This window comes from Bifidobacterium tissieri (genome assembly GCF_002259645.1).
In the GTDB taxonomy this organism is placed as follows: domain Bacteria; phylum Actinomycetota; class Actinomycetes; order Actinomycetales; family Bifidobacteriaceae; genus Galliscardovia; species Galliscardovia tissieri.
Genome location: NZ_MWWV01000004.1, coordinates 159,521 through 182,461, shown reverse-complemented (window position 1 = coordinate 182,461; position 22,941 = coordinate 159,521). Strand labels below are relative to the sequence as shown.

Annotated in this window: 22 protein-coding genes; 8 read left to right on the top strand and 14 right to left on the bottom strand. The window is 62.2% G+C overall.

Features of this window, described 5'->3' with window-relative positions; translation table 11 throughout:
- Positions 1–131: 131 nt before the first annotated feature.
- Positions 132–761, bottom strand: coding sequence for a phosphoserine phosphatase SerB (gene serB / locus BTIS_RS03745; protein ID WP_094663088.1), 630 nt, complete (start codon positions 759–761; stop codon positions 132–134).
- 363 nt (positions 762–1,124) lie between these two features.
- Here serB and arc point away from each other — a divergent pair, with 363 nt between their 5' ends.
- The 5 genes from arc to pafA all read left to right on the top strand — a co-directional run bounded on the left by arc (position 1,125) and on the right by pafA (position 6,965).
- Positions 1,125–2,642, top strand: a complete 1,518-nt coding sequence (arc, locus tag BTIS_RS03740; RefSeq protein ID WP_211279426.1) for a proteasome ATPase — start codon at positions 1,125–1,127, stop codon at positions 2,640–2,642.
- 76 nt (positions 2,643–2,718) lie between these two features.
- Positions 2,719–4,284 (top strand): depupylase/deamidase Dop, encoded by a 1,566-nt coding sequence (gene dop, locus BTIS_RS03735; RefSeq protein ID WP_169713048.1) that lies wholly within the window; start codon positions 2,719–2,721, stop codon positions 4,282–4,284.
- 106 nt (positions 4,285–4,390) lie between these two features.
- Positions 4,391–5,233 (top strand): inositol monophosphatase family protein, encoded by an 843-nt coding sequence (locus BTIS_RS03730; protein WP_094662780.1) that lies wholly within the window; start codon positions 4,391–4,393, stop codon positions 5,231–5,233.
- Between the two features lie 76 nt (positions 5,234–5,309).
- Positions 5,310–5,513: a ubiquitin-like protein Pup gene (locus tag BTIS_RS03725; RefSeq protein ID WP_094662778.1), complete on the top strand. Its 204-nt coding sequence runs from the start codon at positions 5,310–5,312 to the stop codon at positions 5,511–5,513.
- Complete coding sequence (pafA, locus tag BTIS_RS03720; protein WP_094662776.1) at positions 5,514–6,965, top strand: Pup--protein ligase; 1,452 nt, start codon at positions 5,514–5,516, stop codon at positions 6,963–6,965. It begins immediately after the preceding gene.
- A 179-nt stretch (positions 6,966–7,144) separates the two neighbouring features.
- On the opposite strand, the gene BTIS_RS03715 is transcribed toward pafA, so the two are convergent.
- The 13 genes from BTIS_RS03715 to BTIS_RS03660 form a co-directional block, all read right to left on the bottom strand.
- Complete coding sequence (locus tag BTIS_RS03715; protein ID WP_093959424.1) at positions 7,145–7,426, bottom strand: HU family DNA-binding protein; 282 nt, start codon at positions 7,424–7,426, stop codon at positions 7,145–7,147.
- A gap of 182 nt (positions 7,427–7,608) precedes the next feature.
- Positions 7,609–10,041, bottom strand: a complete 2,433-nt coding sequence (locus BTIS_RS03710) for a lysylphosphatidylglycerol synthase transmembrane domain-containing protein (protein ID WP_094662774.1) — start codon at positions 10,039–10,041, stop codon at positions 7,609–7,611.
- A gap of 97 nt (positions 10,042–10,138) precedes the next feature.
- Positions 10,139–11,569, bottom strand: coding sequence for an adenylosuccinate lyase (gene purB / locus BTIS_RS03705; protein ID WP_094663084.1), 1,431 nt, complete (start codon positions 11,567–11,569; stop codon positions 10,139–10,141).
- A 69-nt stretch (positions 11,570–11,638) separates the two neighbouring features.
- Positions 11,639–13,159, bottom strand: coding sequence for an esterase/lipase family protein (locus BTIS_RS03700; protein ID WP_094662772.1), 1,521 nt, complete (start codon positions 13,157–13,159; stop codon positions 11,639–11,641).
- Positions 13,156–13,503 carry a hypothetical protein gene (locus tag BTIS_RS03695; RefSeq protein ID WP_094662770.1) on the bottom strand — a complete coding sequence of 116 codons (348 nt, stop codon included), beginning with the start codon at positions 13,501–13,503 and terminating at the stop codon, positions 13,156–13,158. Before BTIS_RS03695 ends, BTIS_RS03700 begins: the two co-directional genes overlap by 4 nt.
- A 12-nt stretch (positions 13,504–13,515) precedes the next feature.
- Complete coding sequence (locus tag BTIS_RS11835; RefSeq protein ID WP_158216826.1) at positions 13,516–13,662, bottom strand: hypothetical protein; 147 nt, start codon at positions 13,660–13,662, stop codon at positions 13,516–13,518.
- A gap of 60 nt (positions 13,663–13,722) precedes the next feature.
- The gene (locus BTIS_RS03690; protein WP_094662768.1) at positions 13,723–14,328 is read right to left on the bottom strand and encodes a DUF6466 family protein; all 606 of its coding nucleotides are present in this window, start codon (positions 14,326–14,328) and stop codon (positions 13,723–13,725) included.
- The gene (locus BTIS_RS03685) at positions 14,325–15,344 is read right to left on the bottom strand and encodes a vWA domain-containing protein (protein WP_420807007.1); all 1,020 of its coding nucleotides are present in this window, start codon (positions 15,342–15,344) and stop codon (positions 14,325–14,327) included. The genes BTIS_RS03690 and BTIS_RS03685 overlap by 4 nt, the downstream gene beginning before the upstream one ends.
- Before the next feature lie 23 nt (positions 15,345–15,367).
- Positions 15,368–16,468 carry a vWA domain-containing protein gene (locus BTIS_RS03680; RefSeq protein WP_094662766.1) on the bottom strand — a complete coding sequence of 367 codons (1,101 nt, stop codon included), beginning with the start codon at positions 16,466–16,468 and terminating at the stop codon, positions 15,368–15,370.
- Positions 16,468–16,986 (bottom strand): hypothetical protein, encoded by a 519-nt coding sequence (locus BTIS_RS03675; RefSeq protein ID WP_094662764.1) that lies wholly within the window; start codon positions 16,984–16,986, stop codon positions 16,468–16,470. The genes BTIS_RS03680 and BTIS_RS03675 overlap by 1 nt, the downstream gene beginning before the upstream one ends.
- Complete coding sequence (locus tag BTIS_RS03670; RefSeq protein ID WP_094662763.1) at positions 16,983–17,939, bottom strand: DUF58 domain-containing protein; 957 nt, start codon at positions 17,937–17,939, stop codon at positions 16,983–16,985. The genes BTIS_RS03675 and BTIS_RS03670 overlap by 4 nt, the downstream gene beginning before the upstream one ends.
- Positions 17,936–18,982, bottom strand: coding sequence for an AAA family ATPase (locus BTIS_RS03665; protein WP_476695606.1), 1,047 nt, complete (start codon positions 18,980–18,982; stop codon positions 17,936–17,938). Before BTIS_RS03665 ends, BTIS_RS03670 begins: the two co-directional genes overlap by 4 nt.
- A gap of 74 nt (positions 18,983–19,056) precedes the next feature.
- On the bottom strand, positions 19,057–19,758 hold the full coding sequence (locus BTIS_RS03660) for a uracil-DNA glycosylase (RefSeq protein ID WP_094662759.1): 702 nt from the start codon (positions 19,756–19,758) through the stop codon (positions 19,057–19,059).
- A gap of 91 nt (positions 19,759–19,849) precedes the next feature.
- Here BTIS_RS03660 and BTIS_RS03655 point away from each other — a divergent pair, with 91 nt between their 5' ends.
- The 3 genes from BTIS_RS03655 (at position 19,850) to groL (ending at position 22,918) form a co-directional block, all read left to right on the top strand.
- Complete coding sequence (locus BTIS_RS03655; RefSeq protein ID WP_094662757.1) at positions 19,850–20,506, top strand: LytR C-terminal domain-containing protein; 657 nt, start codon at positions 19,850–19,852, stop codon at positions 20,504–20,506.
- Positions 20,507–20,710: 204 nt separating this feature from the next.
- Positions 20,711–20,914, top strand: a complete 204-nt coding sequence (locus tag BTIS_RS03650; protein WP_094662755.1) for a cold-shock protein — start codon at positions 20,711–20,713, stop codon at positions 20,912–20,914.
- Between the two features lie 387 nt (positions 20,915–21,301).
- The gene (groL, locus tag BTIS_RS03645) at positions 21,302–22,918 is read left to right on the top strand and encodes a chaperonin GroEL (RefSeq protein ID WP_094662754.1); all 1,617 of its coding nucleotides are present in this window, start codon (positions 21,302–21,304) and stop codon (positions 22,916–22,918) included.
- Positions 22,919–22,941 lie beyond the last annotated feature (23 nt).

Here is a 22,941-nt window from a genome sequence, read left to right as displayed (position 1 = left end):
TTGTTTTGCGATGAGAACCCGGATGAGAACCCACGCCACACGGATCGTCTATCGTTGTCCACTTCGACACGCTAACTCTGTAGGACGACAAGAGAGCCGGGCCGACGCTGCGATGTGACGTGGGAGGGGTCTCAGTTCTGATCGATGATGGCGAACACTTGCATGAGATCGCGCTCGTCGATCGCATACGGTGCCGCGGCACGGGTCTTGGGCTTGGCGCAGAAGGCGATGCCCACACCGGCCGCCTGAATCATGGGGATGTCGTTGGCGCCGTCGCCGATCGCCACGGTGTGGTCCATGCCGATGCCGTATTCACCGGCCCAGCGGCGGAGTGCCTCGAGCTTCGTCTCCTTGGTCACGGGATCGCCGATCAGGCGTCCGGTGAGCTTACCGTCCGCCACCTCAAGCGTGTTCGCCAGACAGTGATCGATCCCGGCGTCGGCCACCAGACGGTCAGCCAACTCATGGAATCCGCCCGAGACCACGCCCACCTTCCAGCCGCGTTCATGGGCGGTGCGCACCAGATCCAGCGCGCCCGGCGTGAAACTGGTGCGGTGATAGACGCGGTCGAGTATCGAGGCGTCCATGCCAGCCAGCAGTCCCACACGTTCGGCGAGCGCCTGGCGGAAGTCGAGCTCACCGCGCATCGCACGTTCGGTGATGGTGGCCACCTGTTCGCCGACGCCGGCCTCCTCGCCAAGCATGTCGATGACCTCTTCGTTGATCAGTGTGGAGTCGACGTCCATGACGATCAGCCTCATGCCGTCGACGGGAGTGGGGGCACCGCCGCCGTCCGTTTCGGCGACGATGGTATGGGTGGTCGTGACGTGATGAATGGAAGTGAGAGAACCTGTGCGCATTCCACCCATTGTTGACATGCGCGGGGACAATCGTCGTCGTGGGTGGCGGGTCGCGTAGTCTGGTATCAATAACCGTAATTACCGCGTACGGCGGTCAATGAGACACTAATGAGACGCTGACGGTATGGTCCGATGGGAGGAACTGCGCGGACGATGAACGATGAGATGAATGGGCGCGACGCCGTGGGGGCCTCGCAGTCCGATGATGCGCAGCGGTCCGATGTCCTGAACGACCTGCACGATCTTCAGGACCGGTACACGCGCATGGCCGAGCACGCCGATGTGCTGCAGGCGAAGAACCATGCGCTGGCCCAGGCGCTCAACCGTGCCGGCAAGGAGCTGCGTCAGGCCAAGTCTCAGTTGAATTCCCTGGCCCAGCCGCCGGAGAATTTCGCACTGTTCGTCCGCGTGGATTCCAGTCATATCGATGAGGATGGTGTACGGCATGCGGCCGCCGAGGTGATCATGGGGTCGCGGCGCATGGTGGTGCCCGTGTCGTCGTTGGTGAATGTCGACCGTCTCGCCTGCGGGCAGACCGTGCTGCTCAATGAGAACATGGTGATCGTGGCCACGCGGGATCTGCCGGTCGCCGGCCCGGTTCGTACGGTGGAGGAGACGCTGGCGTCCGGCCGGTTGCTGCTCGCCGACCAGTCGGGGCAGCTGTCCGTGGCGGGACGTGCGAGCGCGCTCGCCAATGAGGAGCTGACGCGTGGGGACCGTGTGGTGGTGGATCCGTCGTTCTCGTTCGCGATCGAGAAGCTGGCCCGTCCGGACGAGGATGATCTGGTGTTGGAGGAGACGCCTGATGTCTCGTTCGACGACATCGGTGGTCTGGATGCACAGATCGGGCAGATTCGCGATGCCGTCGAACTGCCGTTCCTGCATCGCGATCTGTTCGAGCGGTATGATCTCAATCCTCCGCGTGGCGTGCTGTTGTATGGTCCGCCCGGCAACGGCAAGACGTTGATCGCCAAGGCGGTGGCCCATTCCCTGGCGCAGGGGACCGACGGCGGTTCCGGCGTGTTCCTGTCGGTCAAGGGGCCGGAGATCCTCAGCAAGTTCGTGGGCGAGTCCGAACGCATCATTCGTTCGATCTTCGATCGTGCGCGGCGTCGGGCCGCCGACGGTTCGCCGGTGATCGTGTTCATCGATGAGATGGATTCGCTGCTGCGCACCCGCGGTTCGGGCGTCTCCTCGGATGTGGAGACGACGATCGTTCCGCAGTTCCTGGCTGAGCTTGACGGCATTGAGACGTTGAACAATGTGATGGTGATCGGCGCGTCGAATCGTGTGGACATGATCGATCCCGCGGTACTGCGGCCCGGCCGTCTTGATGTGAAGATTCGCATTGACCGTCCTCGGGGTCCGCAGGCCTCGTCCATTCTTCGGCATTATCTGACTGATGATCTTCCATTGGTTGGCGGGGTGACCGCCGATGACCTGATCGCCGTGATGGTGGGTGATATCTTCCGTCGTGATGAGAGCCGTCATGTGTGCGACATCGCCGACGATCAGGGCGCGTGGACGAGTGTGTATTTCGGTGATCTGATCTCCGGCGCGATGCTCAGGAACATCGTGGACCGTGCCAAGACGGCTGCAGTCAAGGCTTCGATCGCGGCCGGCAGTCCGGCGCGTCTCGATGCGGCGATGCTTGGCCGTGGCATCGAGGAGGAATACCGCGAATCGGTGGATTCGATCGGCGGTGTCAATCCAGAGCAGTGGGCGCGCCTCAACAGCATCGAATCCGGTCGGGTCACCGCCATGATCCCCGTACGGCGATAGACGACAGCGCGCGACGACGACGTGTGACGACCGCGGCATACAGCAACGCATACCAAAAGATGGGAGAACCGCAACAATGACTGTGCTTCGTGCGATGGGTACGGAAACCGAATACGCTGTGACCGACAGGACGAATCCCCGGGCGAACCCCGTGCAGTTATCGTTCGACGTGGTGGACGGTGCCGCCGACGATGCGCGTCGGCACATCCGCTGGGATTATCGCGGTGAGGATCCGGTCAACGACGCGCGCGGCTACCGTCTGGAGCGGGCGTCCGCCCGGCGTGACATGCTCACCGATTCCCCGCAGTTGCAGGTGATCAACACGATCGCTCCCAATGGGGGACGCATCTATGTGGATCATGCCCATCCCGAGTATTCGGCACCCGAGACCCTTGACCCGTTCCAGGCGTTGCTCTACGACCGTGCCGGGGATCGACTCATGCTCGCCGCTGCTCGGGAGGCGTCCGCGCGGACCGGCAAGCGCATCGAACTGTTCCGCAACAACGTGGACGGCAAGGGTGCCAGCTGGGGGTCGCATGAAAGCTATCAGATCCTCCGATCCGTGCCGTTCGACACGCTGATCGCGATCATGACGCCGCATTTCGTCACCCGGCAGATCTACTGCGGCACCGGCAGGGTCGGTTTGGGCGAACGGTGCGAGACGGCGGGATTCCAGCTTTCCCAGCGTGCCGACTACGTGCATGCCAAGGTCGGATTGCAGACCACGTTCGATCGGCCGATCATCAATACCCGTGACGAATCGCACAGCACCGACCGGTATCGTCGTCTTCACGTGATCGTGGGCGACGCCAACCGCATGGATACGCCCGAGGTGTTGCGGCTGGGCGTTACCAGCATGATCGCATGGCTTGCCGAGCACGCCGACGAGGTCGGCTACGATCTGACGTCGCTTGTGCAGCGGATCACTCCCGCAGACCCGGTCGAGGCCATCCACACGGTCTCCCATGATCTGACGCTGCGGCAGGCGTATGACACCGAATCCGGCACTCCCATCACGGCATGGCAGACGCAGGTGCTGCTGCGCTCCGCCGTCTACGAGGTGGCGGCGGGCGTCTACGGCACCGATATCGAAGGGGAACCGCTCTGGCCGGACGACCCCACCACGCGCATCATGAGCATGTGGGGCACGGCGCTTGAAGACACGGCTCGCGTCAGTCACGCCGACGACGACGAGCGCATGGGCATGGACGTTGCGGCGGGCAGACTCGAATGGCTACTCAAATGGCAGCTCATGGAACGGCTGCGTTCCAAGCGTTCCCTTGCCTGGGACGATCCGAGAATCCGCGCGATGGACATCGCATGGGCCGCGTTGGAACCCAAGGCGTCGGTGTTCGAAGCCGTACGATCCCGCACGACGACGCTGATCGACGGCAACGCCATCGACAATGCCGGCACGCATGCTCCGACGAATACGCGTGCGTGGCTGCGCGCCGAAGTGGTCCGCCGGTTCCCCGAGGATGTGGTGGCCGTCTCATGGCGGTCGATCACCGTTCGCGGTGGCGACGGCCAGCTGCACGACATCGACATCGCCGACCCCGGCGAACACACCGAGGCCGCATGCCGTACCATACTGGACGGCGCGAAAACCGTGGATGATATTTCCGCGTTGACGAACGACTGACCAACCGAAAGACGATACTATAGTGGCCGGCGAGCCAGAGCGCCGCCGATACGGCCCGGAACCAATGTGTGACAGGCGTATCGGGATGCCGCAGGAAGGAGACGCTATGACAGACAGGGATCTGCGAGAACTCACCGTGAACGTGTCCGAAGTACTCAAGGACGCCGGCGAGTTGGCCCTACAGGATCAGATCAAGCCGCACGATCTCACCAAGGCCGTGCACACCAAGACACGACGTGGCAGCATGTTCTCCTCCGAAGTGGATGAGCGTCTGGTCCGGTACTGCCATGAACGAATCAACGCGATCGAACCGCATGACTGCTGGGAGGAGGTCGTCTCCGACATCAAGCCGGGCGGACTCTACTGGTGCATCGGCCACGTCGATGGATCCATCAACTACGTGCGCAACATGCCCGAATGGACGGTCACCGTCTCCCTGTTCGAAGTGGATGACAACAACGTCGGCGTGCCGATCCTTGGCGTAGTGCACGCCCCGGCACTCGGTCTGACCTACATGGCCGCCCAAGGCAAGGGTGCCATCCGCGTGAGGGAGACCAAGCAGGGGGCCAAGCGCGAGAAGATCATGCCCTCCACCACCGATACGCTCAAGGATTCCGTGGTGAGCTTCGGCATGTCCTATTTCCCCGATGAATCCGCCCGTGCGTTGAAGACCGTGGCGGCCATCGCCGGCAAGCCCGCCGACGTCAAGCGCGTCGGCCCGGTGTCGATGGACCTGTGCAAGGTGGCCGACGGCACGTATGACGCCTACTTCGAGCCGTCCCTGCATTCGTGGGACGTGCCCGGCGTGTCCGCGGGATCCGTGGTGCTCCGCGAGGCCCAGGGGCATATCGAACGATGGGATGGCACCGACGTGGTGTGGGGTGCGAACAACGACATCGTGGCATCGAACGGCCCCATCATGGACGAACTGCGTCCCTATCTCCAATAGACGACTAGAACTGATCGCAGACTCGTCAATTCGTCAATACGAAACTGCATAACAGCACAACACATAAGGAGAGCACATGCCTCAGGAGCAGGAACGCCGCGAACAGTCGGCACAGGACTCGCAGTCGGCACAGGCCGAAGGACAGGAGACCACGCGCGTGGAATCCGATTTCGCCGAACAGGCGTCCGGACTCGACGCGTTGCTCGACGACATCGAATCCACGCTGGAAACCAACGCCGAGGAATACGTGTCCAGCTTCGTGCAGAAGGGCGGCGAGTGAGTGCCGCAGCTACGCGACAGCCGTGACAGTGGCACCGGAGCCCATGCCGGTGCCGAACATGCGACGGGATTCGACCGTATCTTCGGCATCGAGACCGAATACGGCGTGGCGGTGACCGAAACGACCAAACCAGTGGACCCGGGACAGGTGGCGATGACCATGTTCCGTCCCGTGGTGTCGCGCTCGCGTTCCACGAACACGTATCTGACCAACGGTTCCCGACTGTATCTCGATGTGGGCAGCCATCCGGAATACGCCACCGCCGAGGCATTGGATCCGCTGGCCGCGCTCGCGCAGGATCTGGCGGGGGAGCGGGTCATGCGTCGTCTTGCCATCGAGGCCCAGGACGCGTTGCGCAAGACCGATGACCATGCGCGCATCCACCTGTTCAAGAACAACGTGGATTCCGCCGGCCACTCCTTCGGTTGCCATGAGAACTATCTGCTGCGCCGTCAGGTGCCGCTCAACGCCATCGAGCAGGAGCTTATTCCGTTCCTCGTCACCCGGCAGCTGTACACCGGTGCCGGACGATTCACCGCTGACCCGTTGATCCCCGACGGGTTTGAGATCTCGCAGCGCGCGGAATTCCTCGATGATGCGGTCTCCAGTTCCACCACGCGTTCACGCCCGATGGTCAACACCCGTGACGAGCCCCATGCCGATTCCGACCTGTTCCGCCGTCTGCATGTGATCGTCGGCGATTCCAACCGGTCGCAGACCGTCACCTGGATGAAGCTCGCGGCCACGCATCTGGTGCTGTGCGTGATCGAGCAGGCGTGGCGTGACGGGCGTCCGTCCGGATTCGAACGGTTCACGCTGGCCGATCCGGGCGAGGCGATCCGTTCCGTAAGCCGTGATCGTACCGGACGCGCGACGTTGCGGCTTGCGGATGGGTCCACGACGTGTGCGCTGACGGTGCAGCGCGCGTATCTGAAAATCGTGAAGGATTTCCTTGCGGACCATGATGTGACGGTGCCTTCGGCCGGCGGCCACGACGTGCTGACCCTATGGCGTCAGGCGCTCGACGCCGTGGAATCCGATCGCTGGATGGATCTGGCGTCCTGGGTGGACTGGGCCGCCAAGCTGCGTCTTATTCGCGCGATGCGGCAGCGTGATCCCCGGATGTCGGATGCGCGTGTGGGACAGATCGATCTTGACTATCATGACATCGTCAACGGTACGATCTTTCCGCGCTTGGAACGTGGTGGTCTGATGCGCACGGTGCTTGACGACACCGCCATCGAACACGCGGTGAACAATCCTCCCGCGGACACACGCGCCGCATTGCGTGGACGGTTCGTTCAGGCGGCGCTTGGCCGGGACGTTCAGTTCAGCTGCGATTGGACTCACGTGACGTTGACCAGTCCCGAACGCATGGATGCGGAATTGCTTGACCCCTTCAGCCCCGTACCCACCGAGGCCTATGAACGGGTGCTGGCGGTGCTCTCCTAGCTGGTCATGACCGTCATGACTGTCACGGCTGTCATGCGATACTGCGGATAACGAAGCGGATAACGAAAACTCCCGACCGGGCAATCCGATCGGGAGTTTCACAAGTCTTTACGAGTCGGCCTGCACGAAGCGTTTTCGGTTGTTCGCTTCCGTAAGGCCATGCACCGTATGGTGTCAGATCACTCGGCGACAGCCTTCTTCAGCAGGGAGCCGGCGGACAGCTTCACACCGTAGCCTGCGGGGATCTTGATGGTCTCGCCGGTGCGCGGGTTGCGACCCGTGCGGGCGGCGCGCTTCACGCGCTCGGCGGAGAACACGCCGGTGAGCTTGAGGCCTTCGCCGGACTTCAGGGACTCGACGAGCACTTCCTGGAAGGCGTTCACGGCGGCTTCGGACTGGGCCTTGGTCAGATTGGACTTCTGAGCGATCTTGGACACCAGGTCAGACTTGTTGTATGCCATAATCACATTTCCTTCTATGACGTGGGAGCCCCTTCTTAAGACGGGAATCCCTTGGACCACAACCGATTGTAACGTATCGGATCCGCAAAAACCGCATAAATCGGCAAAATGACGCCCTTTTTACGCCCTTTTCGCCAAACAATCACCGGTGGAATCGGATTGAGAGGCGTCTGGGGCGGATATCACAGCAGACCGTGGACGTTCATCCATTTCATCGCGGCCGCTCCGATCGGTATGCGCAGCCAATAGGTGAGCAGACGGAACAACAGCGTCGCGGACAACGCCACCGCATACGGGATGCCCACCGATGTGAATCCCAGCGTCAACGCCGCTTCGATCGCACCCAGACCGCCCGGCGTGGGTACGGCCGAAGCCAGTGTATTGGTCAGCACATAGATGAAGGTGATCTCCAGCGGGTTTGCATGCTGTCCCAGCGCCATGAGCGCCGCCCAGAAGCTCAGTCCCAGCAGCAGGTTCTGCAACAGCCAGCCGCCCATCGCCGCGAACAGTTTGCGCGGCTGCGACAGCAGTTCCACCAGCTGGCGGGCGTACGACAGCACGATCGGCACAAGACGGTCGATGATCATACGACGTGTGAACGGCACGATCATGGCAGCCGACATCGCAAAGGCCGTCAGACCGATGGCGATGACCAGCGTATTCGTGGGAATCATGCCCGACAGCGTATTGCGCCCGGTGAAGATGCCGATGACGACCAGCAGACCCGCGATCGTGATCGCCTGCACCGCCAATACCGCGCTCATGATCGCCGTCGCCTTGGCATTGCGATAGCCGATCCTGCGCAGATACTGCAGATTCACGAACGCCGGACCGACACCGGCGGGCATGGAAACCGTGGTGAAGCTTCCCGCCGCCTGCGAGGCCAGAATGCCCGACGTCGAACGTTGATCCGGATCGATGAACGCGCCGAGCGCCACGGCGGAACCGATCCAGGATGACACGCCGAACAGGAAGCTCAGTGCGGCCATCCACGGATTGGCCTGGGACACGGCGTTGAGGAAGTCCTGCGGCTTGAGCTGGGTGAACACCACCACGGCCGCCACGATCAGCAGCACCAGAGTGACGAACGACTTGACGTTGAACCGTGACAGCGTCACCGATTCGATCGCGCCGCTCTCCTCGTCCGGACTGAATTCCTCGAGGGCATGACGCAACGATTTGAGCGTCTCACGACTCCAGAACTCATCCGTACGGGTGGCTCGGGCCACGGCCACATTCTGCACGAACGGCACCAGACCGGTGAGCGCATCGCGTCCCCAGCTCCGTTCCGCGCAGCGGATGACCCGCCCGATCCCCACACGGCACGACAATGCGGCAAGCATCTGCACCCGATCGATGGCCACGTTCGCCGGCGAGCTGGCGTCATCCCCGTTGAGCCATCCAGCGAGCACCATGCGTCCGGTACCGCTACGGGCGAAGGATTCGGGGGTGATGTTTCGGTGCGTCACGCCACGACGGTTCGCCGCGGCGAGATAGTCCATCACCTCCACCAGATCGTCGTCCTTCACGGTATTCCAGTCACATGGTGTGAAGGATGGGTCGGCGCGAAACGCCATGATCGACGATTCGCCGCTTTCCGCGCGTGCATACACACTCGGCGTCTCCAGCCCGATATTGCGTAGCGTGAGCAGAAGATCGACGTGATGATGTGTCGCCTCCGACATCGAACGGTCGCGTCGCAGATCCACGCCGGACGCCATTCGGAGCCACCGCCACAGCTGGGACAGATACCCGACGGTACGGGTCTGCTCGTCACAGACCGAGATGACGTATCGCTCCCCGGTCCGAACGCGCACGTCGTAGATACGGGAGAACGGCGACAGATCATCGGCGAGTGATAGCCGGCCGATTTCGGCAAGATTGGGGTCGCGGCGCCGCAGTTCGACCACATCGAGGCCGATTCCCGCCAGAGCCTGCACCATCTGCCTGCCCCACACGCCCTTGTTCTGCGTGCCCAGCGCGAATCGGATGAGCAGACCGATCAGGCGGCCGATGGCGAACGCCACCGCCACCCCTGCGATCGGATCCACCGAAATGATCATGAACAGCGCGGCGATGGCGATCAGCGTGTTCCATCCCCATTTGACACTGCCACGCACCCGATGAGGCCCGGCTGCGGTAAGGAAGGCCGACAGACCGGCGAAGATGTCCGGCAGCAGCGCGCCGCCGATCACGCCTCTGGAGTCCAGAGCCTGAACCAGCACATCGGCACCGAACGAGCCGATCGCCCAGCTGGCCACGCCGGCCATGGCGAATCCGAGGAACATCGACACCGTGGCCGTGACCGATTGCACCCATTCCCGGCCGAGGATCAGCTGACCGAGCACGGATACCACGATGAGCACGGCGACGATCTGCTGCAGCATCGACAACGGCAGCTCCACCAGCCAGCCGAACAGCAGACCGGCATGATGCACATCGGCCTCGACGCCCGTGGAAATGCCCCGCAGATACACCGCGGACAACATGATGACCACGGCGACGGCCACCGTGAGGGCCGCATTGACCAGATCGGAGAAGTCATGGACACGCTGCGGGGGAGTGTCGGCAATGGCAACGGTGTCGGAAACGGCGACGCCGCCCTCCTGAAGCATGCCCGCCTCCGTCGGTACGGACGTGAGCACGGATGTCGGAGTGGCGGCGTCATCGGATGAACCAGGCGAACCGGCTGAGCCGGATGCGCGACGGGGATCAGTCGAAGTCGACAAGTCGGCTGGCGATTCCCGTGTAGGTGGCCGGGGTCAGGGAGCTCAGACGCTTGGCGGTCTCCTCGTCGAAGTCGAGCGTGGCGATGAAGTTCTCCACATCCTCCTTGGAGATGGAATGACCGCGCATGAGCTCCTTGACCTTCTCATACGGGTTGTCCATGCCCTTGCGTCCCTCGAGCGCGGCGGCGCGCATGGCGGTCTGGATCGGCTCGCCGAGCACCTCCCAGTTCTCATCGAGCTCGCGGGCGATCACCACATCGTTCGGGTGGATGGATTCCAGGCCGCCCATAAGGTTGTTGAGCGCCAGCAGGCTGTATCCGAACGCGGAGCCGATGTTGCGCTGCGTGGTGGAGTCGGTCAGATCGCGCTGCCAACGGCTCTCCGTCAGCGTGGCGGCAAGGGTGTCGAGCAGCGAGCAGGAGATCTCCAGGTTCGCCTCGGCGTTCTCGAAACGAATCGGGTTCACCTTGTGCGGCATGGTGGAGGAGCCAGTGGCACCCTTCACCGGCACCTGCGCAAACACGCCGCGCGAGATGTACATCCACACGTCCACGGCCAGATTGTGCAGGATGCGGTTCGTGTGGCTGATCGCGCCGTACAGCTCGGCCTGCCAGTCATGGCTTTCGATCTGCGTGGTCAGCGGATTCCAGGTCAGCCCCATGCGGGTCTCCACGAACTCGCGGGAGACGGCGACCCAGTCCACATTCGGGTAGGCGGCCATATGCGCGCCGAACGTGCCGGTGGCACCGTTGATCTTGCCCAGATACTCCTGCTCGGCGATACGACTGAGCTGGCGGCGCAGACGATATACATACACCGAAAGCTCCTTGCCCAGCGTGGTGGGGGTGGCGGGCTGGCCATGCGTCAGGGACAGTAGGGCCTTGTCCTTGTATTCGTCCGCCTTCTCGGCCAGATGATCCACGATCTTCTCGGCGGCGGGCAGCCACACGTTCTCCACGGCGTTCTTGATGCAACGAGCGTAGGAGAGGTTGTTGATGTCTTCGGACGTGCAGGCGAAGTGCACAAGCGGCTTGAGACGGGACAGCTCGGTCTCGGTGCCCAGCGCTTCGGCGGCCTTGTCCAGATAGTCGTCGATGTAGTATTCCACGGCCTTCACATCGTGGTGGGTAATGGCCTCATGGGCCGCCAGCTGCTTGATGCCTTCGGCACCGAACTGCTCGGGGATGGCGCGCAGGTATTCGATCTCGGCATCGGTGAAGGGCTTGACGCCGCCGACGATCGGGCCGTTGCCCATGCCGTTGGCCAGCAGGATCATCCACTCGACCTCGACGCGCATGCGCTCGCGGTTCAGCGCGGGTTCGCTCATGTATTCGGTCAGCGCGGTGGTCTGCTTGTGGTAGCGGCCGTCCAGAGGGCTCAATGCGATTGCGGGGGAGATATCAGTCAGATTCATGCACACCACAATACGTGAAGCCGTACCCTGAACGGCCTTGAAAACGGTGACGGACAATCGGCTGGCGGATCAGTCGGATCCCTGCGCGCCATGTGAGATTTTGCCTCGCCAGTAGGTGGTCTCCTCCAGTGTGCCGTTGATCGTCTGTTTGAATCGCTGCTCGTGATCGTACAACGCCGGTCCGCCCTGTTCCTGCGCGTTTCGATAGGCGGCCTTCATGTATTCCATGCCGTGGGTGAGGAACTTCCTGTTGCCGCTGCCCTCCACGACGGTGCCTTTGTCGGATCCCATGGGCGGGCTGGTACCGCTCACGGTGACCCAGTCGGGATTGCTGGGGTTGGGTGCGCCGTCGAGCGCCGACACCAGTTCGTCCTCTATTTCGACGCTGGTCACCGTTATGCCATCCTTGATCGAGTGGTTGGCGATGGGGGAGCCGGCTGTGACCACATGCTTGATGTTGTATTTGTCGGCGAAGTCGGAGGCCATGGTCGCGGCGACGATGCCGCCCTGCGAATGCCCTACCATCGCCACCGGATCGCCGGGCTGGATGCCGGCCTGACGCATGGCCTCGTCGACCATGCGGACGCTGTCGGCCGTTGCACGATGCTTGTCGCTCATGAGCTCCATGTTGGTAAGCCAATCGAACGGCGAATCGAATTTTCCGTCGGTGCCGGGGATGGTCACCATCCATGCCGTGGAACCGTCCTCGCGCCGGTACTTTTGAATGGCTATGGAGCCATAGGGAACATCGTTGAGCCGCATGTCGTGCACGTTGGTCAGCGTGTCCTCGATGGATCGTGTTTCGCCGATGCCCTTCTTCGGGTGAATCTGCGAGACGGTGAGCTTATTGCCGAATAGAACGTCCCTGATCTTGGACGTGTGCTCCGCGAGAATGCCGGCGGCCTGATTGACCTCGTTGGACTCCTCGAGTCCCTTGAGCGCTCGTTCGGAGCGGTCCTGATCGCCGTTAACGATCGCCGAGCCGAGTGCGGAGAGCATACCTTCGTGCATCTTCGAGGTTCCGGTGATGGCATATATCGGATTGAATTTGCCCTCCTTGATCGAACCGGCGATGGTGCTTCCTATTGCGGTGGCGCCCAAAGCCAGAACTCCGAGACCGGGTTTCATCGTCGTTCCCAATTGCAGTCCCTCGCCGAACAGACGGCGAGCGAGATCGTCGGCCTCGGAATACATCGAATACGCCTCGGTGAGTTTGTCGGCCAGATCCTGCATCTTCTGTGCGAGTACCACCGCTTCGTCGGCGCGTTCGTTGATGTGGTTGGTGACGAGTGAGTAGTTGAGCGATACATGCTGGATGGTCGCGTTGGGTGGATTCGCGGCATCGGTCGGCGCCTCTGGGGATGACGCCTGCAGTTGCGGCATCCGTGCGCCGAATATCTTCGGACAGATCGGCGCCTTGGTCCGGATGGTGAACAGATCCAGGCCGGCGGTTCTCCAATCGGCTCCTACGCGGGCCGTGGGATCGACCATCTCGTTGAGCACTGTGGCCACGGTGCCGAACTCGTCGAGATTGGCGTGGGTGGCGGTTCCCTGGCCGCCGTAGACGTGGGTTTCGACGCGTGCATTCATATCTGGGCCTCTGCGCTTTCGATGAATCGGAGTGTGAGCTCCGCGCCGTTCTCCGCGGCCTGGGAATATACCAGCGCGCCGTCCACGTCCTTGTGGAATCGTTCTCCCGCCGGCCCCTCCCAGGTGAGGGCCTTCGCCTGGGCGAGGGCTTCGGTCAGATCGCGCGCCATGGTGGCGTGGGCGATTGCGAATGATGAAATAAGCGCCCGGGACTCCTGGAGGACCGTTGGGCAGGGGCAGCCTTCGAAGATGTTGAGCCCGTTGGCTGCGTTGGAGAGCATGTCGTCCGACTGGTTGATGACGTCGACCGTGTTGGATGCGATGTATTGGTAAAGCTGTGTCATGCCGTGATTCAATCACGCCATGACGGATGACCAATAGGGGAATGCGCCAATGTGGTCGAATGGAGCCCCCTGACCATGCGAGCCGGCGATGTCGGTAATGTCGGCGATGTGCGTTGTCATCGCATGCCCGTATTGCCAGGAAGTCTCCTCATCCATCATGATCGTGCCGTACTCTTTTCAGCCGCAGCCCAACGGATGACGCCCTGCCATCACTAGGGATCACCAGGGTTTGGCGGATGACTCGTCGTTGGAGCCCTCGGTCGTGGATGACGTATCCGGCACGTTCTTCATGTCGATCTTCTGCTTGTTCTGTTCAAGCAGCTTGTTGATCTTATCCGTGTCGGACGAGCCATCGCCGTTATTCGAGGATCCCGCCTGCTGGCCGCTGGCCGTCTGTGCGGAGTCGGAACCGCTGCTCTTCTTCAGATCCGACTCGATCTGCTTGGTCAGGCGCGCCGATTCCGCGGCATTGGTCGCGATCGTTTCGCGTACGCCAGGCAGTTGGAGCGCATCAAGACGCTGTGCGTCGGCGAATTGCGCATCGGTCTGCTGCTGTGCCGTGCGGAGCTTCTCCAGATCGGGCGAATCCCTGTTGTAGGCGGCTATCGTGGCGTTCAGCCCGTTCACGGCGGTATTGTTGGTCGTTAATGCCGACCAGTTCGCCGCCGACACGCCGGCGGCGGCCAGTGCGATCACGGCGAGCACACCCAGAACGATACGGACGGGAACCGGCATGATCGCCCGGCGGTTGTACCGATGGGGATGGGAGCCGACATGCGCCTTGTGGGACCTGTGCGTCCTGTGGGTTGACGTTGTCCTGCTCATAGCAGCCTCCTTGACGTACGCATCCAGGCCACGGCCTCCCAGAGCATCAGTGCCGCCAGCACGATGGCGAACGGCCAGATGGCGGGAACGTTGTGGTCCCGCTGCTTGTAGGTGCTCTGCATGCGCCATTCCTTCGACGTCTGCTGAACATCGCGCTGGTCCAGGGTGCGGCCGGCATCGACATGCACGTAGGTTCCGCTCATCTCGTCGGCGATGGCCTTGAGCGTCTTCTCATCGAGTTTGGAGATGCCGGGCTGACCGGTCGACGGATCGGTGACGAACTGCCCGTCCGCAGTCGATCCGTCGTCAGCGATCTGTGGGATCTGCCCGCCATCCGGTGAGCCGACGCCGATGGTCTGCGCGCCGTTCACGTAGGCCCTCAACGAGGAGAATGTTCGGCGTGACTTGGTACTGGTCTGCTCACCGTCGGAGATGTAGTACACGATGATGGCGTCGTCCGGATGCTGGTTGCGGGTGTTCTTCGTGGCCAGCAGCAGCGGATCGACCGCCTTGTCCAGATTTGATCCCGACGAGGCGGACGTGGGCTCCAACGACAGGGTTTCGGCCCAGTTGTCAATGGCCCGCGCATCAGGGGTGAGCGGCACTTCAAGCGTGCCCGACGCCCCGAATGCGATTGCGGCGAAACTCGCGTCCGGATAGAGCTTGGTGATGCCGTTGACCGCCTGACGGGCGGCATCGATACGGCTCATCGTCTGCTCGGATCCATACTGCGCGTCGGACACGCCCATCGATCCGGTGACGTCGACGGCGATGAACACGTCCGTGGCGTTCACCGCTCGGCTTTCCGTCTTGAGCGTCACGCTCGGAGTAAGCAGCATGACGGCCAGCATGACGGACGCCAGAATACGTCGTGTCCAATCCACCGCGGTGGCATCGGCATAGGGACGCTGTCGCAGCGAACGCACGGTCAGCACGACGGTCAGCCCCACCACGGCCACGGCTAATATGGGGGAGATGATCCAGCCGAACATCGGATCAAGTGTCAGGCCGCGCAAAGTGGACAGGCCGTTGGATACGTTCATCGTCTCAACCTCCCCGCCGTGATCAGGAACGCGGCGAACAACACTAGCGCAACCGGCACCCAGTACTGGGGTGCATCCACCAGATTCGACTGGTTGCGGTCCTCATTGTCGTTCTCACGCTGGCGTTCGATCCTGCGGACCAGAGCGTCCACGGAGGATCCGGAATCCTGCGTCAGGAAAATGCCGTTGTGGGCTTCGATCTGGGTCTTCATGTCGGTGGTTGTTTGGTCGTTCACCGATTGCGTGGGGCCGGAATACAGGCCATCCACCACGATCGACGACTTTTCGGTCAGGTCGAGTGCCTGATCAAGCTGATAGACCGGAGTGCCGGACAGCACGTTGTCGGTGGCCAGCACGATTGAGGCGCTGCGGTTCCTGGCGGAGGCGTTCACCGCCGCATTCCCCGTCGTGGAGAACTCGGGCAGCATGGCCGCGCAGCTGATCAGGCCATCGCCGATCAGCGAAGTCACGTCCTTGCGGTTCTGCGTGCCCTCCAGCCAGTCCGACACCTGCTGGTACTGCTTGTCGCTCATCTTGTCGATGCTGTCCTGATCCACCACGCCCTTGAGAATCGTATTGGCGTACGACAACTGTTGCTTGGCGAGATCGTAGTCGTCGGTAAGCGGGAACACCGTTCGCGATGTCGAATTGAAAATGCTCAGACCAATGCGCTCGCCCTGGAAATGCTGGATCAGATCCAGATAGGTGGCGATGACCTGCCGGTCATAGGGCAGCGTCGAGCCCGAAACGTCCAGACAGAGGATGATGTCACGGGACGATCCGTCGCTCGACTCGGAATCGACCTTCGACGGTCGTGCGGTCAGCACGATGGCCACGGCCAGCGTCAGAGCGAGCAGTGCGACCGCCAGACGATTGGTCGCCTTCCACAGACGCCAACGGGCGGAGGTGTGTTCGGTGTCGAGATCGTGATCAAGATTCCACACTGCAGCGGTGTCGGGGCGTTCGACAATGTCGTGCACGGCTTCCGGTTTGCGCGCGGTGCGTGCGGACCAGCGCCATGCAAGGATGGCAAGCACCGCCAGCACGATGATCGCGGCAAGCGCCCACGGCCATCGGAACGTAATCAGGGACGACATCAGGAGCGCCACCTCTCCACCAGATTCGACACCCATCCCGCAGCTTCATCCACCGAGACGGCACCGGCATGCGACTGGGTCGTCGCATCGGCGAATTCAGGCGGATACAATGCGGAGATCGTCTGTCTGAGCAAATCAAGTCCTTTGCCATTACTACGGGAACGCGGAACGGCATGCAGTTCCGCCAGCGTGTGATTGGTCACATCGCGGTCCAGACGGTCGGACGCGAACCGACGGGCGATGCCGGCCAGTTCGCTGAACGCATCGTCCGCACCGATCTCACCGGTCTGGAAACGGAATCGAACGTCCTCGATCTCGGCAAGCCATTCGCTCTTATCCGACAGGGATCGATGCGCGCCGGTTGCGGAGGACGTGCGTCCGCGAGGACGGGACGTCACGATCGCCAGCGCGGCCAGCGCCACGGCGACGACGATCAGCATCAGCATCGCCGTCACATACGGCGTGATGTCGGTGGTCGCCAACGGTGCGAATCCCTTCGCCGCCATCACCATGATCATGCGACGCCTCCCCTCATCTGCGGGGCATGAACGTTGAGGCGGGGGAATCCGCTTCTCGCCAGCGTGGTGGAGACCAGGGAGATGAATTCATTGAACATCGCCTCGCTCGAACCGCCGCGCACCATGGTGGAACCGGTGCGAGCCAGCTCGCGGCTCAGTGCCGTTGCGGCGAATTCGCGATGCGTTGCAACATCCTTGGCCATGGTGGGTGTGCGGAGGAACGCCGGTACGGCCCGACCATTGCGGGCGTCCACTATGCGATCAAAATGCTCCGTATGGCGGAACGGGTTCAACGCCGCCACGCTCACGATGACCAACGGATGCGTCTGCGCCACCAGACGCAGGGCATGGGCCTGCTCCTCGGTCCACGCGGTCTCGTCGGTGGCGATCACCACCAGGGAATACCGGTTGCGGATCTTGCCCGCATAATCGATCAGCGCATCCACATCCCGCGGATGGTTCATACGACGACGCAACAGCCCGTCGAACACGTGCTCGAACTTCGCGAAACCGCCGTTGAACGGCACACGGCGAATACTCTGCGAATCACCCAGCACGATCGACAGATCATCACTGCGGCGCAACGACAGCACGGCGAACATACGCAGCGCGTTGGCCGCCACGTCAATGGCGCGCTCACCACTCGGCGTACGACCGCGCATCTCACGGCCAACGTCCAGTAGCAGCCACACGTTGCCGTTGCTCTCACGCTCCTTGTCCACGATCATCGGACGGGCGGCCCGGGCACTTGCCTTCCAATCGATCAGGCGGGCCTCCTCGCCGGGCTGGTAGGGACGGATGTCGAGATAGTCGTATCCCGCGCCCCGCCGTGCCGACGGATGCTCGCCCTCCAGTGTGCCCAGGGCCCGGAATACGGTGGGCAGGCTGAGCCGCGTTCCCAGGGATTCGATGCGTCGGCGGACCTGATCGGAGGATCTCTCCGGAGCGATCATGGTACGGGAACCGCCTCGATCATCGAGTCGATGACCTGATCGGCATTCACATTCTCCGCCAGCGCCTCGAACGTGAGCAGGATGCGATGGCGGAACACCTCATGGGCGAACGTCTTGATGTCCTCGGGGATCACATAGTCGCGTCCCGCAAGCAGAGCGTTCGCCTGACCGATGCGCGTCAGCGCGATCGATGCACGGGGGCTGGCGCCCAGACGGACCAGATTCGACAGTCCCTTGATCGGACGGGGGCCTCCGCCGCGGCTGGTCTGCGCCAGTTCGACGGCGTATTTCATGATCGGCTGCGACACATGCACCTTGCGGGAGCTGGCGCGCAGGAATTCCACGTCGGCGATGGTGATGGCCGTGGGGCTGACCGCCATGTTCTGCTGGTCGGTGCCGCGACGGGTGAGCATCTCCAGCATGGAGATCTCGTCGTCCTCGGTGGGGTAGGTCATGACGGTCTTCATGAAGAATCGATCCATCTGGGCTTCGGGCAGATTGTAGGTGCCCTCCTCCTCGATGGGGTTCTGCGTGGCGATCACCATGAACGGCTTGGGCAGCGCGATGCGTTCGCCGCCGATGGTGGTGGCGCCTTCCGCCATGGCCTCAAGCATGGCGGACTGGGTCTTCGCCGAGGAACGGTTGATCTCGTCGAGCAGCACGAAGTTGGCGTGAATGGGTCCGATCTGCGTACTCATCTTCTGCGTGGCGAAGTCGAAGATCTGCGTGCCCACCAGATCCGACGGCATGAGATCCGGAGTGCACTGGATGCGTTTGAAGGATCCGGAGACCGACGTGGCCAGAATCTGAGCGGCCGTGGTCTTGGCCAGGCCGGGGACGGATTCGATGAGAATATGGCCACCGGCCACGAACGTGGTGATCAGCGATTCGCGGAGCTTGGTCTGCGCGACCAGCCCCTGTGTGAAATGCTGACGGATACGTTCCGCCAGCTCGTGTACGCGGGCCAGATCGTCACGGGTGACGGTGGCGGAGGTGGCGGCTGTCGTGATGGGGGAGGGAACGCTCGGTGCGGGCAAAGGCATGTCGGCCGCATTCTGGTGTGAAGGTCGAGGTGGGAATAAAGCCATGTCCTCCACTGTAACGTGTCATGCGACTTTCACGCCGACGGGAGAGACCAGTCCACAGGTTCGGCACCCATGGCCGCAAGCGCGTCATTCGCCTTGGAAAACGGCTTGGATCCAAAGAATCCGTAGCGTGCGGACAGGGGACTGGGGTGAGGGGACTTGATGATCGCCGCATGTTGCAGCAACGGCTCGAGCGTCTGCGCCTGACGACCCCACAGAATGGCCACCAGTGGTACGGGTCTGCCCGTTTCATCGACCCGGGAGTCCAGTGCGGTGATGGCCGCGTCGGTGATGGCCTCCCAGCCCTTGCCCCTATGGCTTGCGGGCTTTCCAACCTGGACGGTCAGGCATCTGTTGAGCAGCATGACGCCACGCTGGGTCCACGGGGTAAGGTCGCCGTTCGCGGGAGCAGGAACATGCATGTCGTCCATGAGTTCGGTGTAGATATTGCGTAGACTGCCCGGAAGGGGACTGACCGTCGGTGCGACGGAGAAGCTCAGTCCCACGGGGTGGCCCGGGGTGGGGTAGGGATCCTGTCCCACGATCAGCACCTTGATGGAATCGAATGGAATGGTGAATGCACGGAGAATGTTGTGGCTCTCCGGCAGATACCGACGTCCTTGGGCCAGCTCCCCGCGCAGGAAGTCCCCCATGGCATGCACCTGGGGTTCCACGTCCTTCAGGGCGTGGGCCCATCCGGATTCCACCAATTCATCAAGATTCTTGATCGTCATGGCCTCCATCATAGAGGTGGGTGGGAGCGTATTCCGATCATATGGGCGTACGGCTACACTCTTATGTGTTGGAAAAGTATGAGGAGTGACCATGTCTGACAAGCAACACGTCTACCCGGCCGATGACTTCGACAAGCCCGAGCAGGGACCTGTCGGATTGCATCGTGGTCCGCGGAGCTTCGGTGCACGCGCTTTGCCGTATCTGATCGTGATCATTGTGGCTGTACTATGTGGTCTGGGCGTGTTCGTGTGGTTGTCCGGAACGGATCTGCTGCCCGGGTCCGGCTCCTCGTCAAGTGTTTCACAGTCCGCTGAGGCATCGGAGAGCACATCGGCAAGTGAAACCGAATCGCCGAGCGAGAGCGCGCCCTCCAGTGATACGACAAGCGCATCGCCGTCCGAAAGCGATTCGTCGAGTGCGAACGAATCACCGTCCGAAAGCGCATCTCCGAGCGAGAGCGCTTCGCCTGAAGCCACGGTGGACCGGTCGTCGACCGTTACCGTCCTGAATGGAACCCGTACCAGCGGTCTGGCATCCAGGCGTGCGGCCACATTGACCAGCGCGGGCTATACGTCAGTGGGCACCGGGAACGCCAATCGCGGCAGTCTGCCGTCGACGAGCACGGTATGGTATCGTGATGCCTCGGATCTTGCCACCGCGCAGGACGTGGCCGCGCAACTGGGCATCTCGCAGGTGGCGCAGTCGCAGAACATCGACACGCAGATCACAGTGGTGCTGATGCAGTGACCGGCTGCCGGGCGTCTCCGGGCATTTTCCAAGTCTCCCTTTACGGCGAAAACATTGACAATGGGAGATGTGATAGCTAACAAACGTTGTCTCGGTTACTATAGTGTGAATCGTGCAAGAAGAGATGCACGAACCGTCAGACTCAATGATGTTGTTGTGTTTGTCATGCGTGGGACGGTATCACAACTACAAAGGGAAGCTGTTATGGCAACGGGTACGGTCAAGTTCTTCAGCGCAGCCAAAGGGTATGGCTTTATCACTCCCGAAGGGGGCGGTGAAGATGTTTTCGTCCATTGGTCGGCCATCAACGCTCAGGGTTATCGCACTCTGGACGAAGGGGACAAGGTCGAGTTCGAAGCCGAAAGGGGACCGAAGGGCATGCAGGCCACTAAGGTGACCAAGCTCTGACATCCTGTTTTCCGGCTGGCCCCGGCGCGTGTGTGGTTTGTCGCGCCGGGGCTTTTTTATACCCGTTTCCGTGATTTGCACTTCCCGTCTGATATTTGTCGCGTTCCTGATTTCCTCACGTCCGGCATGCCGTTTTTCTTTTCCACGCCCATGCTCCGCCTCCGTTGACGATGCGGATCGATCGTGCTCCGAGCACGGCCGCACGATGGTGTTTTTCACGCCACTGGCGTATTCGCCACGGGAATAGTTGGCACTCTTCGTTCGAGAGTGCTAATCTCATTGTTAGCACTCGAAGCGTGAGAGTGATAACGCGTGGTGGCTGACGGCCATGCGCATCACGCGCGGAGGGTGAATACGTAATACAAGCCATTTGGAGGGATAGCAACCATGGCAAAGATCATCTCCTACGATGAGGAAGCCCGCTCCGGCATGCTCGCCGGCCTCGACAAGCTGGCCAACACCGTGAAGGTCACGCTGGGACCGAAGGGCCGCAACGTCGTGCTCGACAAGACCTACGGCGCTCCGACCATCACCAACGACGGTGTGTCCATCGCCAAGGAAATCGAACTTGAGGACCCGTTCGAGCGCATCGGCGCCGAGCTGGTCAAGGAAGTCGCCAAGAAGACCGACGACGTCGCCGGCGACGGCACCACCACCGCCACCGTGCTGGCCCAGGCTGTGGTCCACGAAGGTCTGAAGAACGTGGTTGCCGGTTCCAACCCGATCGCTCTGCGCCGCGGTATCGAGAAGGCCACCGAGGCTATCGTGAAGGAACTGGTCGCCGCCGCCAAGGACGTGGAAACCAAGGACCAGATCGCTGCCACCGCCACGATCTCCGCCGCCGACCCCGAGGTTGGCGAGAAGATCGCTGAGGCCCTGGACAAGGTTGGTCAGGACGGCGTCGTGACCGTTGAGGACAACAACCGCTTCGGCCTGGATCTCGAGTTCACCGAGGGCATGCGCTTCGACAAGGGCTACATCTCCCCGTACTTCGTCACCAACGCCGACGAGCAGTCCGCGGTTCTCGAGAACCCCTACATCCTGCTCACCTCCGGCAAGGTCTCCAGCCAGCAGGACATCATTCACATCGCCGATCTGGTGATGAAGTCCGGCAAGCCGCTGCTGATCATCGCCGAGGATGTCGACGGTGAGGCTCTGCCCACCCTGATCCTCAACAAGATCCGTGGCACCTTCAACTCCTGCGCCGTCAAGGCCCCTGGCTTCGGCGACCGTCGTAAGGCGATGCTGCAGGATATGGCCATCCTGACCGGCGCTCAGGTCGTGTCCGACGACCTCGGTCTGAAGCTCGACTCCATCGACGCCTCCGTGCTCGGTTCCGCCGCCAAGGTCATCGTCTCCAAGGACGAGACCACCATCGTTTCCGGCGCTGGCGACAAGGCCGATGTCGAGGCTCGTGTGGCTCAGATCCGTGCCGAGATCGAAGCCACCGACTCCGATTACGATCGCGAGAAGCTGCAGGAGCGTCTCGCCAAGCTGGCCGGCGGCGTTGCCGTCATCAAGGTCGGTGCCGCCACCGAGGTGGAGGCCAAGGAGCGCAAGCACCGCATCGAGGATGCCGTGCGTAACGCCAAGGCCGCCATCGAGGAAGGCCTGCTGCCCGGCGGTGGTGTGGCTCTGATTCAGGCCGCCAAGAAGGCCGAGGCCGATGTGAAGCTCGAAGGCGACGAGGCCACTGGTGCCGCCATCGTCTTCCGTGCCGTCGAGGCCCCGATCAAGCAGATCGCCGAGAACGCTGGCCTGTCCGGTGACGTGGTGATCGACAAGGTGCGCTCCCTGCCGGAAGGCGAGGGCCTGAACGCCGCCACCAACACCTACGAGGATCTGCTCGCCGCTGGCGTGACCGACCCGGTCAAGGTGACCCGTTCCGCTCTGCAGAACGCCGCTTCCATCGCCGGTCTGTTCCTGACCACCGAAGCCGTGGTGGCCAACAAGCCGGAACCGCCGGCAGCCGCTCCGGCCGCTGGCGCCGACATGGGCTACTGATCCGATAGCATTCGGAACAGTGC